The organism is Nostoc sp. (assembly GCF_036917635.1).
GTDB lineage: Bacteria > Cyanobacteriota > Cyanobacteriia > Cyanobacteriales > Nostocaceae > Nostoc.
This window is the reverse complement of sequence record NZ_JBALCW010000102.1, coordinates 45,551-57,566: the sequence shown is the minus strand read 5'-3', so window position 1 is coordinate 57,566 and position 12,016 is coordinate 45,551. Positions and strand designations below refer to the sequence as shown.

9 protein-coding genes and 1 pseudogene are annotated in these 12,016 nt (G+C 42.7%); 3 read left to right on the top strand and 7 right to left on the bottom strand.

All coding sequences use genetic code 11. The annotated features are described in order from the left end of the window. Positions 1–14: 14 nt before the first annotated feature. Positions 15–1,676: a DUF3352 domain-containing protein gene (locus V7K32_RS25750; protein WP_334997294.1), complete on the top strand. Its 1,662-nt coding sequence runs from the start codon at positions 15–17 to the stop codon at positions 1,674–1,676. Between the two features lie 301 nt (positions 1,677–1,977). Here the strand turns inward: V7K32_RS25750 and V7K32_RS25745 are convergent, their stop codons facing one another. The 3 genes from V7K32_RS25745 to V7K32_RS25735 form a co-directional block, all read right to left on the bottom strand. Next, entirely contained in the window at positions 1,978–3,099 is a 1,122-nt protein-coding gene (locus V7K32_RS25745; RefSeq protein ID WP_334997292.1) for an NAD(P)/FAD-dependent oxidoreductase, read from the bottom strand. Between the two features lie 162 nt (positions 3,100–3,261). Next, positions 3,262–3,558 (bottom strand): hypothetical protein, encoded by a 297-nt coding sequence (locus V7K32_RS25740; protein WP_334997290.1) that lies wholly within the window; start codon positions 3,556–3,558, stop codon positions 3,262–3,264. 315 nt (positions 3,559–3,873) lie between these two features. Further along, positions 3,874–4,764: an isopenicillin N synthase family dioxygenase gene (locus V7K32_RS25735; RefSeq protein ID WP_334997288.1), complete on the bottom strand. Its 891-nt coding sequence runs from the start codon at positions 4,762–4,764 to the stop codon at positions 3,874–3,876. Positions 4,765–4,920: 156 nt separating this feature from the next. On the opposite strand from V7K32_RS25735, the gene V7K32_RS25730 reads away from it, so the two are divergent. Then, a complete protein-coding gene (locus V7K32_RS25730; RefSeq protein WP_334997286.1) occupies positions 4,921–5,502 on the top strand; it encodes an Npun_F5749 family FMN-dependent PPOX-type flavoprotein in 582 nt (193 codons plus the stop codon). A 223-nt stretch (positions 5,503–5,725) separates the two neighbouring features. Here V7K32_RS25730 and cysE read toward each other — a convergent pair whose 3' ends face one another. Together cysE and V7K32_RS25720 are read right to left on the bottom strand one after the other, a co-directional pair. Then, positions 5,726–6,490, bottom strand: a complete 765-nt coding sequence (cysE, locus tag V7K32_RS25725; protein WP_334997284.1) for a serine O-acetyltransferase — start codon at positions 6,488–6,490, stop codon at positions 5,726–5,728. Positions 6,491–6,800: 310 nt separating this feature from the next. Further along, on the bottom strand, positions 6,801–7,292 hold the full coding sequence (locus V7K32_RS25720; RefSeq protein ID WP_334997282.1) for a hypothetical protein: 492 nt from the start codon (positions 7,290–7,292) through the stop codon (positions 6,801–6,803). A gap of 376 nt (positions 7,293–7,668) precedes the next feature. Between V7K32_RS25720 and V7K32_RS25715 the strand changes: the two are divergent. Continuing rightward, positions 7,669–7,767 (top strand): annotated as a pseudogene (locus V7K32_RS25715) (ABC transporter ATP-binding protein); the annotation flags it as partial. Here the strand turns inward: V7K32_RS25715 and V7K32_RS25710 are convergent. Both V7K32_RS25710 and alaS read right to left on the bottom strand, forming a co-directional pair. Beyond that, positions 7,733–8,473 (bottom strand): hypothetical protein, encoded by a 741-nt coding sequence (locus tag V7K32_RS25710; protein WP_334997280.1) that lies wholly within the window; start codon positions 8,471–8,473, stop codon positions 7,733–7,735. The pseudogene V7K32_RS25715 and the gene V7K32_RS25710 overlap by 35 nt on opposite strands. A 492-nt stretch (positions 8,474–8,965) precedes the next feature. Then, positions 8,966–11,608 carry an alanine--tRNA ligase gene (gene alaS / locus V7K32_RS25705; RefSeq protein ID WP_334997278.1) on the bottom strand — a complete coding sequence of 881 codons (2,643 nt, stop codon included), beginning with the start codon at positions 11,606–11,608 and terminating at the stop codon, positions 8,966–8,968. Positions 11,609–12,016 lie beyond the last annotated feature (408 nt).

Sequence of the window (12,016 nt, the reverse complement as noted above, 5' to 3'; positions counted from 1 at the left end):
TTTAAAGGTTTAATGTGAATAGGCAACGCTCATTTATTAGTTTTATCGTAGCTGGTGCGATCGCACTGCTAGTAATTGCCATCGCAAGCTTTTACTGGTTTTTCGCCAAAAGTCCGGCTAACCTGATTGCTTCTACCCGACAGCCTAGTGCAGCCATATTCGTGTCTAAACTTTCCCCAGCAATGGTTTCATTACTGGTGAATCCTGACCGTTTGCAGGCGTTGGAGGGTGAAGGAGAACTATCTAAACTCAAAACCAGTTTATTTGCCAAAAGTGGCATAGATTACAAACAAGACGTTCAACCCTGGTTAGGGAACGAAATTACACTAGCTATCACCACCCTAGATATCGATCGCGACCGAGAAAACGGACAGCAGCCAGGGTATCTATTGGCACTAGCAACCAAGCAACCACAGAAAAGCCGCGAGTTTGTCGAGTTGTTGTTTTCTAAACGAGCCTTAGCTGGAGCAAACTTAGCTGTTGAACAATACAAAGGCGTAAAACTGATTTCTGACAATTCTCAACCAGAACAAGACTTGCTTGCAGGTGCTGTTGTTGGGGAAGGCTTTGTGTTGTTTGCCAACGATCCGAAAGTGTTGCGAGACGCCATCAATAATGTCCAAGCGCCCGATCTAAATTTGACTAGCTCTCCCGAATACCAAAAAGCGACAAAACAACTTCCTAAAGGGGGTTTAGCTGTAGCATTCTTGAATCTTCCCATCGTCGCAAAATGGCAAGGTTTAGAATTGCCAGAACAAACATATCACAGCGAAATTATTTCCCTGGCGTTGAACCCCAAAGGTTTGCTAGCAGAAACCAGCTTTTTAACTTCATCGGAAATTGTTTCCCCATCTTCACCACTATCTAAACCTGTAGGAGCATTGCAATATGTTCCAGCGTCCGCAGGTTTGGCAATTTCTGGCTCAAATTTAAGTAATTTGGCTAACAGTGATTTAGCCAAACTCTGGAGACAAGCAACAGCTACTATATATGGTTCTGAAGAAGATGTGGTTTCTCGGTTAGCAAAACCTTTGGCGGATGTTCAAAAAAGCTGGGGTATAAACTTAGCAGAGGATATTTTTAGCTGGGTACAAGGAGAATATGCTATAGCATTGTTACCCGAGAAAGAGCAAACAATCCCTCATTGGATTTTTGCGGTGGAAAAATCCGAGAGTGTGGATAAAGGTATTGCTCGATTAGATGCGATCGCCTCATCAAATGGACTCAGCATTAATCCCCTAACTCTGTCCAAGCAAAAAATCTCTGCTTGGACAGAGTTAACTACGGCTACCAAAAAAAGCGATGTTAAAGAGGGAACATCCTTTAGTATTGAAACAAAAGTGCGAGGATTGCATACAACTTTAGGAAATTACGAAATTTTCACATCTGACTTAGAAACGATGGATAAAATTCTCACAACCAAGGATAATTCTTTAATTGACAATCGCAATTTCAAAGATAGTATTGCTGCGATTCCCTTACCAAATCAAGGCTATATATATCTTGACTGGACAAAGAGCCAAAATTTGTTAGAGCGTCAAGTACCGGTTCTCAAGCTAGTGGAAGTTTTAGGTAAACCGTTTTTTAATAATCTGCGATCGCTCACAGTCAGTAGTTATGGAACTGATACGCGATCGCTCAAAGGTGGCGTTTTCTTCAAACTCAATAATTCGTGAGGTTTTCATAAAAGCAGGACTTACGCACAAGGAACGGAAAATCGAACCCGCAAGGACGCAGAGAAGCCAGTGCGCCCTTGCGGGTTCACCGACTTGAAGCAACTGGCGCCACGGAGGAATAAGAGGAAAGAAAGTTTTTTTGCGTAAGTACTAAAAAGTTCAAGTGTAGAAGGTCAAAGAATGTTTAACCCAGGACTTACGCAAAAAGGTAGTCAAAGCCTTGATTTTCCGTAGGGGCAATTCATGAATTGCCCCTACATTTTGTACCTGATGCGTAAGTCCTATAACCTTGTGCATTTTCTTAAATATCATCTTTCTTGCCAGATGCAAAATTAGCAAAACGCTTTGCCAAAGGTGGTATAATCACCAAAGGATTGCTAAAACCAGAAAATAAATGAATCCTCTCAAATCCTGGAATACTACCAATCAAGGGGAGGCGATCGCTACTAAATGCCACCAAGCAATCATGCCAAGTTCCTAGTAAATTCTCCAAAGCTGGTAAAACTTCACCAACACTTTTTCGCAACCATTTTTCACTCGCCTCTGAGTTTACATTGGCATAAGGATCTGTGAGAACACGGCTAATTTGACCGATGCGAAAGCTACCATCTTGAAACTGAATCGCACCCGCATCTAAAATTGGCGCTACTGGCTCATTACCTGGTTGATTCCACAATTCATCAACTTGAGTAGATTCAGCTTCTAGTTGAAATCGTTGCAGATTAGCTGGCATAACTAAGGTGCGTAACTGCACATCCACAGGTGGGGTTTCAATAATTTCTGCATGGGTAAAATACAGTTTGACGGGAATACCAGCAGATTTTAAAAGCTGGCGGCTGAGTCCACCCGCACAGATGACAATGTTCGCACTGTGGAAAGTTCCAGTAGTTGTTTTTACACCATCTTGCAGTACTTGCAATACTTGGGTAATCTGGATTTCCCCCCCAGCCCGCAGAAAGGCTTGGATGTAGGCAAGTGATGTTTTTTCTGGGTGAATATGACCGTGTTTGACAGTTAAAGCCCCAGATATCGCCTCTCGATTTAGCAGTGGTTCCAACTCACAAGCTTCTTGGACACTCAGTAAACGAGGTGGAATGGCAAAATGATTATATGATGCAGCCGTTGCTTCTGGGTCATTAGCGGCTGAAATAGTAAGTAATAAATCTAATTCCCGAAATTGGATATCAGCGTCTAACTCTTGAGATAGGATATGGTAACGCGCGATCGCTTCTTCGCACAATACACGAGTTAGTGGTGTAGTACCTGACCAATAAGCAAGTCCACCATAACTATAACGAGTTGCATTCTGTGGTGTTTCATATTGCTCCAGCAAAAGAACAGAAAAACCTGTTTTTACTAATTCGTATGCCAGTGCAGCACCCGCAATTCCACCGCCAACCACAATCCAGTCGTAGGTTTTCATATTAAATATCTTTCCTAATTACTGGAGTTTAGACTAAAGAGAAGCGGTTAGAAAATCGTTTCTCTTTAGTCTAAACTTCAGTTGATAGTATTTCGAGCTAAACTTGACCCACACCCTCACTAACTTCCACGCCTACCATTTTTGGTTTATATTCCTACATTTCTATACATTCCATACATTTAAAAGGTATACACGGTTGGAAAATCGCCCGGTTGAGTAAGATACATAAACGAGATTACCTTCTACAACTGAATTGTAGAAAGCTGATTTAACTTTGAGCCAACCAGATCCAGCCTTTATCCTAATCAATAACGAATAACTTTCTGGGATTGTTTCAGGAATAAAGATGGTAATCTCGTCTAGTTGTATTGGTAGCATTGTCGTGGATACTGGGTTATATCCTTTTTTTGCAATTGTGCCTGTACATTTAAAGCAGGGACGAAAGGTGGAGTCTACCATATAAAAAATGCCCCTGAGTACATAAAAAGTTATAAAAACTATAGGACTCAGTAATACTAGAGGTAAAATTATTTGAAATAGAAAATTAAGCATAAGTTTTACAAAAGCCTAATTAGCATGCAGACGACTCATTTATATACTGGAGTTGACAATAAATTCTTTTTTTTAAGGATACAACCCCTCTGTGGGAAGCATTATTTACTTCTGAATCATATCAAGCCTATAAATGATCAAAGCCTGTCTGGATAAAAGTTTGGCGGTTTTATGGCTAAAATTAGTCTAAACTCAAGTTAATTACGAATTACGAATTACGAATTACGAATTACCATAAGTTGCTTGTAAACGACTTAAAAGATATTCTTTTGCCAGGATAGGCGGATAAATAGCTGGTTGTTCTTTCTGGCAACTTTCCAGACAAGCTATTTCTGTATTATCATTAGGATGACAGAAAAAAGCGATAGAATAACGGGACTGGTTCACACTGCGATCGCTCTTAATTGTTACTCGATGCTTGGTTGAGCAAAACATATCATTTGTCCACCGTTGCATTAAATCGCCAGTATTAACTACCACAGTATCAGGAATCGCAGGTGCGGCAATCCACTCTCCAGATGCTGTCTGTACTTCCAGCCCGCCAACGTCATCTTGAAAAAGTAAAGTAATACTGCCATAATCAGAATGCTCACCAGCCCGCACCTGTCCAGATTTGGGTGGTGTCTGCAATGGGGGATAGTGGAGCGATCGCAAGGTATGATTTTGTTGATTGTGTTTTGTGATAAAAAAATCTTCTGGCAATTCCAACGCCAAAGCATAAGCTTGTAACACTGTGTTAGCAAGTTCTGTGCAACTATCATAAAAGGCAAGAATAGAAGCATCTATCCTTATAGCCGCTTGTTTGTTTACATTAAACGCCTCTTTCAAGTCGCCTGGTTTGTTGGGGTCAAGACGTTCTCTCTCAAGACTAACGTATCCTGTATTATTAAACTCATCACTCCAAGCTTGCTTTTGCTTAACTTCTAAGGGTAAATTGAAGAAAGATTTACTGTAACTGAATACTTGCCTTATTAAGTCTTTTGATATTCCTGCATTCTGTAAATACATGAAGCCAATTTCATGGCAAGCTTGATAGATTTTGATAATATTTTGCCGATTTATTGTGTTGCCATTGGTAAAGGCAGTTAAATCTATTATTGGAATTGTAACCATTTATTGGATATTATATTTATAAAAATTGTGTTTTTGTTTTATTACTTAGGTACGGAACTTTACAATAGACATCTCCAACAATGAATGTAGAGACGCGAAATTTCGCGTCTCTACAAGGGTTTCAGGTTACGCATATTTAATTTATGGAGATGTCTAATGACTCTTGCTCCTTGGCGAAGTGCGATCGCTCATGCACTCGATGGCAACCGCAGCCTTGTTTATGCCCGTTACCTCCAACTAGCAACAGTAGAGGCAAACGGTCGCCCCGCTAATCGTACCCTAGTCTTTCGCGGTTTTTTGGAAGATACAAACCAGCTAAAATTTATTACAGATAATCGTAGCGCTAAAGCCGACCAGATACAGCAACAACCTTGGGCAGAAGTTTGCTGGTACTTTCCCAATACACGCGAACAATTCCGCATCTCTGGCTGTTTGACTCTGGTCAGCAGTGATGATTCTCACCAGGATTTACAGCCAGCCCGCATTTCCATTTGGCAACAACTGAGTGATGCAGCACGTTTACAGTTTACTTGGCCTCATCCTGGTAAACCCATTGAAAACCCAGAAGCTTTTGCATCAGCAGCACCCGACCCAGTGCAGCCATTGCCTAATTTTTGCCTACTCCTACTCGACCCAGTGCAACTAGACCACTTAGAATTACGCGGCGAACCACAAAATAGAAGGTTTTATCGCCGCGATGAGAATCAAGAATGGTTTTGTGAAGAAATTAATCCTTAATTTTTTGAAAGGCGAGTGGGAGTGGGGAGTAGGGGGGCAGGGGGCAGGGGGCAGGGGAGGCAGGGGAGGCAGGGGAGGCAGGGGAGGCAGGGGAGGCAGGGGAGGCAGGGGAGGCAGAGGAGGCAGGGGAAAACTCCAAACTCCTAATTCCTAACTCCAAACTCCAAACTCCTAATTCCTAACTCCTAACTCCTAACTCCTAACTCCTAACTCCTAACTTGATTTAAATACCCGCACCATCTAGAAACTGCTGTATTGACTTATCTTTAAGACTACACACAGGAGCATTTTGTGAAAAATCAGCTTGGTTAAAAGCTACACAACCTAGCAATACAGGAGTTTTTTCAGAAGAGTTGGTGCGCCCAAGAGCTTGTATTTGTTCTTCCAGCGCCTCAATCCGGTCTACTAAAGCACGAATCGCTTCGGCTTCCGAATCTGGTAAATTATTGTGTTCAAGAGGTGCAACCCGGACTCCAGAACGATATATAATGCGCCCAGGTACGCCCACTACTGTACAGTCAGAAGGAACATCCCTTAGAACAACAGACCCAGCGCCAATACGGACATTATTTCCAACTTGGATATTGCCCAGCACCTTCGCTCCAGCTCCAACTACGACATTTTCACCCACAGTGGGATGGCGCTTGCCACATTCTTTACCAGTACCTCCAAGGGTGACACCTTGATAAATTAGGGCATAGTCTCCCACGATCGCAGTTTCACCAATTACCACACCCATCCCGTGGTCAATAAATACACTTTTTCCAATTGCTGCACCAGGGTGGATTTCAATTCCAGTCAAAAACCGAGCCAAGTGAGAAATCAGACGGGGAATAAAGGGAAGACCAACAGTATACAGCCAGTGAGCCAGCCTATGGAATAGCAGGGCTTGCAAACCAGGGTAACAAAATAAAACTTCCAACCAGTTACGAGCAGCTGGGTCACGTTCAAATATGATACGAAAGTCAGCACGCAGTATAGATAGCACGAGATAGCACCCTCGGAAAGCACAACAAGCTACTCTCCCATATTATCCTCTCAGACGTTATACCTCAAAATTGGGAATTGGGCATTGGCCAAAACAGTGCTGAGTTAGGAGTTAGGAGTTAGGAGTTAGGAGTTAGGAGTTAGGAGTTAGGAGTTTGGAGTTTGGAGTTTGGAGTTAGTATTTTTCCCCTGCCCCTCTGCTTCCCCTGCCCCTCTGCTTCCCCTGCCTCCCCTGCCTCCCCTGCCTCCCCTGCTCCCCTGCCTCCCCTGCCCCCTGCCCCCTGCTTCCCCTGCTTCCCCTGCTCCCCACTTCACTGCTGCTCCACTTTCAGAGTGTAATCGCGCTTGACCCCAGGATTAAATGTACCCACCCAAATCCGATAGGTGCCACTTTTCCAGTTGCGATCGCTAACGCTAGCATCTTTACTTTTACCAGTGTCATCGCCGCAACGAATCGTAGTTTGGTCTGGCCCTTGGATCAGTAAAGTGGTATCGTTGCCGTTGCTATCGACTTGTATTGTCATCTGGGGAAAGTCCTTTTTCAAAACCATAATATGATCTGGATTGGGATCGGCAAAACCGATACAGGCTTTTTGATCGCGATCGCGGTTTCTTATGGCAGACAATGAGTAAGAACCACCTGTAAACCCCTGCACTGTTCCTTGTGCTAAATCGGAGTTTTTTGACAGGGTGAAAGTACCAAAATTTGCTGTCTGTGCTATTACAGGCGTAGCTGTGATGGCGGTAAATATAGCCAGCAACCAGCCACTGCTAAACTTAAGTCGGGGGCGACAGTATTTCATAGTAGCCCTCCAACAGGCTGTTACATTAGTAATGATATATACATATTTTAATGAAAAAATTACAGTGAAATTTCAGTTGCTTGTGCCACATTCAAATGTGCCACAAGAAAGGACTGTATGTGATGTATCTACAATTCGAGAATTGGGTTAAAGAAACTGCATCAATTAACAATTCACGCATTCAAACATTTTAGACATTTTCACACGGGGATTTAAACCCCGACTGAAACTGGTGCTACGTATAGACGTAGGTGTATTATACCAATTTTCTATGAACATGCACTAAACCATATCTAAGTATAAGAAATAAAAACGAACCGCAAAGACGCAAAGGACGCAGAGGACGCAAAGAAAGAAAGAACGAAAGAAAGAAAGTCAGGCTGATTACTATTACACTATGCAAAAAGGTGGCATTGTCGCCTCCGGTTTTACAGCCGAACTCAGCCAAGATGTGATTCAATGCTTTTTAGCTGTTGAATTTTTGATATTTCTATATCAATTGTGTCGGAAGCAATTAAATCTGCGGCTTCTTGTAAAAGCTCATATTGTTCTTTTTGAATTGCTTGTAATCGATGAGAAATTTCTGCTAATCTTTGTTGCTTACTTGGTTGAAAGTTTTCAGGTAACAAAACTGGCAAATTATCAATTGTTTTAGTAGCTGTCATTCGTTGAACAGCAAAACTACTAAGTTTAGTTAAGGATAGAAAGCTAACTTTAATTAAAGCCTGAAACAATTTTAACGGAACTTGCAGTATTGACCAACTAGCTGTTTCTATCAAGCGGACAATTGTTTTGATGATACTCCAGATGAGAGCGATCGCAAACAGCAAAATCACTATACTAATAATTGGATGATTAGCCGCCCAACCGAGTATTTGAACTAACCTAAAAAATATCGGGTGTTGTGTCAGCCAATCACTTACAGAAGATGCCATCGCATCTTTAACTGCGCCTGATGTTGTACTTTTAAATTTCTCAGCAGATTGCCAAGTTTCCTGTAAACTTGTTGTAACTGTATCAATTGCTTTATCGGTCGTTGTAGTTGCTGTTGCCTTCAAAGACTCCTCAACTTGTTGTGCTGAGTTAGTTAGAGAGTTAACATTTTCACCGACAAAATTTTTCATATTTTGTAAGTGTTGCAAAACTCCGTTAGCTAAATGTAGGTCTATTTGGGAAGCCATAAAATATTTCACCGAGGTTGAAATCTACCCGCAAACCATCTTTAGGGCGATTAGTGGGAAACCTAATACCAATTCTGTATGAAGATGCGCTAAACCATATCCTAAGTATAATAAAGAAAAACGAACCGCAAAGGGCGCAAAGGACACAAAGAAAGAAGTTAAAAGGGTTTGGCGCAGCCTGACAAAGAAATGCTATAAATACCTCTAAACTTTGGTTGGGTAATATAGCAGTCCTAAATCATTCGTGAAAATTACATCTCTCTTTCTTCTTTCCTTCCTTTCCTTCCTTTCCTTCCTTTGCGGTTTGTTTCCTAATCTATATTTTTCACAACTCAAATAGGATTGCTATATCTCCCAATGATAACTACCTAGAAGATGAGCAGCAACAATTTTCATAACCTCACCTAAAATCTAGGTTGTGTTAGGCGAAGCCGTAACGCACCAATTCGCTTGGTGCGCTACACTTGTCTGTCTCGTTAAAGCAGAAGATGGTTAACCCAACGCGGACTTTAACTCACTTTCGGCTTGTTCCAAGGCTTCTGGTAATTTACTCGAATCCCTTCCGCCTGCTTGGGCTAAGTTCGGTCTTCCACCGCCACCGCCACCGCAGATTTTAGCGATCGCACCTACAAATTTACCAGCTTGCAAACCTTTTTTGTTAACTTCTGCACTAAAAGCTGCAACTATACTAACTTTCCCCTCTTCGGGAACAGAACCCAGTACCACTGCACCGTTAGCGATTTTTTGCAATAAGCGTTCGGCTGCGGTTTTTAATGATTCTGGATCAACATCTTCTAATTGGGCGACAATAATTTTATGATTGCCTACAGTTTCGGCAGTTTGCAGCAACCTGTCAGATTTTGCGATCGCTAACTGTCCTTTCAAGGTTTCCAATTCCTTTTGGCTATTTCTCAGTTCGTTTTGCAGACTTGTGATTCTGTCTGGTACTTCTTCGGGTTTAACTTTAAAGCGATCGCTCAAATCTTTAACTACTTTATCCCGCAGATTGAGATAATCTAGTATTGCTGGCCCCGAAACAGCTTCAATCCGCCGCACCCCAGAAGCCACGCCAGCTTCAGAAATAATTTTAAATACGCCAATTTCAGCCGTATTACTCACATGAGTTCCACCGCACAGTTCCATTGATATGCTAGGAAAGTCAATCACGCGCACTTCGTCGCCGTATTTTTCGCCGAACATAGCAACAGCACCTCTAGCTTTTGCCTCTGCTAAAGGTAATACTTCTATCTTCGCTGCATGTGCTTGGGCAATCCAAGTGTTCACCTGTTCTTCAATTTGTTGCACTTCCTCTGCTGTCAAAGCACTCTTACAGTTGAAGTCAAAGCGCAACCTGTCAAAGGACACTAAGGAACCAGCTTGAGATATGCTATCATCAACAATCTTTTTCAAAGCCGCTTGTAACAGGTGCGTTGCGGTATGGTTAGCTTGGGCGCGACGGCGACAAGCTGGATCGATTTGGGCGGTGACGCGATCGCCTACGCGCAGTGTACCGCGTTCGATGCGTCCGAAGTGAACAAAGAAATCAGATTCTTTCTTCACATCTTCCACCCGAACTACGATACCATCACCAGAGATATAACCGCGATCGCCAATTTGCCCCCCAGATTCAGCATAAAATGGCGTTTTGTCAAGAACAATTTGCACCTCTGTTCCCGCTTCTGCTTCCTCTTGAGAAACACCTTCTACCAAAATCGCTTCGACTTTTGCAGTTGCCGCCGATTGGGTATAGCCTAAAAACTCGGTGACTTCGATGTGTTCTGCTAATTTGTCGAGGGAACCTTGCACAGTTAAATCGATGGTTTGATATGCGGCTTTGGCGCGTTCCACCTGCTTTTGCATTTCGGCATCAAATCCCGCTTCATCGACTGTGATATTATTTTCTTCGGCAACTTCTTGAGTAAGTTCCAGGGGAAATCCGTAGGTATCATAAAGGGTAAATGCACTTTCACCGTTAATTTGAGTTTCCCCTCGCTGTTTCACCTCTTGGATGATTTCTTCTAAGAGTTTTTCGCCTCTATCCAGAGTTCTGAGGAAATTCGATTCTTCCCGTTGCAACTCAGCTTTAATTGCTGCTTCCCGTTGGCGGACATTGGGGTAAGCTGATTCAGAAAGAGCGATCGCAGTTTCGGCAACTTGGGTAGTAAATTCGCCAGAAATCCCAATTGAGCGCCCATGACGTACCACCCGCCGAATTAACCGCCGTAGCACATAACCCCGTCCCACGTTGGAAGCGCGAATTTCATCCGCGATCATGTGGACAACAGAACGAACGTGATCGCCAATAACTTTTAAGGAAACTTTGGTTTTTTCATCACTTTTGTGGTAATCAATACCAGCAATTTCGGCTGCTGTTTGGATAATTGGGAAAATCAGGTCAGTTTCGTAGTTATTGGGGACTTTTTGAAGGATTTGCGCCATTCTCTCCAAACCCATGCCGGTGTCGATGTTCTTGTTTTGCAGTGGCGTTAAATTCCCAGAAGCATCCCGGTTATATTGCATGAACACGAGGTTGTAAAACTCGATGAACCGGGAATCATCTTCTAAATCTATATTTTCGTCACCGCGTTCTGGGTGGAAGTCGTAATAAATTTCTGAACAAGGGCCACAAGGGCCAGTCGGCCCAGATACCCAAAAGTTATCGTCTTCGCCCAAGCGTTTAATTCTCGCTACCGGCACACCGATTTGATCGCGCCAAATGCCAAAGGCTTCATCATCATCTTCAAAAACGCTGACGACAAGATTTTCAGGAAAGAAGCCAAAGATTTGTGTAGAGATTTCCCAACCCCAAGCGATCGCTTGTTCTTTAAAATAATCACCAAAGCTGAAATTGCCCAGCATCTCAAAAAACGTGTGATGCCGTTTGGTGCGTCCGACATTTTCGATATCGTTGGTACGGATACACTTTTGTGAAGTTGTCGCACGCTTAAATTCTGATGTGCGCTGCCCCAAGAATATCGGCTTAAATGGTAGCATCCCCGCGATCGTCAGCAGCACGGTTGGGTCTTCTGGCACGAGGGAGGCACTTGGGAGAATTTGGTGATTCCGTTGGGCAAAGAAGTCGAGAAATATGTTGCGAATTTCGTTACCGCTTAGGTACTGGGGATTTGAAGACATAGGTATTTTTAACTTTAGACTTTAGACTTGGGCGTAGCGGCACTAGTGCATCAGGGGGGATATAAGCCACCCCTTCGGATTCGCAGTCGCTCATGGAGGAAACCCCCAAGATCGAGCTGTCTCACCATTTGAAATGTCTGAAATCCTCGCAAACAGGTAATTACGAATTACGAATTACGAATTACGAATTACGAATTAGGAGTGTATTTTCATAAATAGCTTTATATATTCTTGCATTTTGTTTCATATTACTGCCAGCCAATTGTGCCAATCGGTGAGCAAAATGCAGTGATTAGGACGCTTTTACAACATAACCCGACTCTAGCAGGATGTGCCGCAGCTACGCCCGTGGTAAATATCGCATTTTAATCTTAAAGATTAATCCTTAAGAAATACTTTAAAAATCCC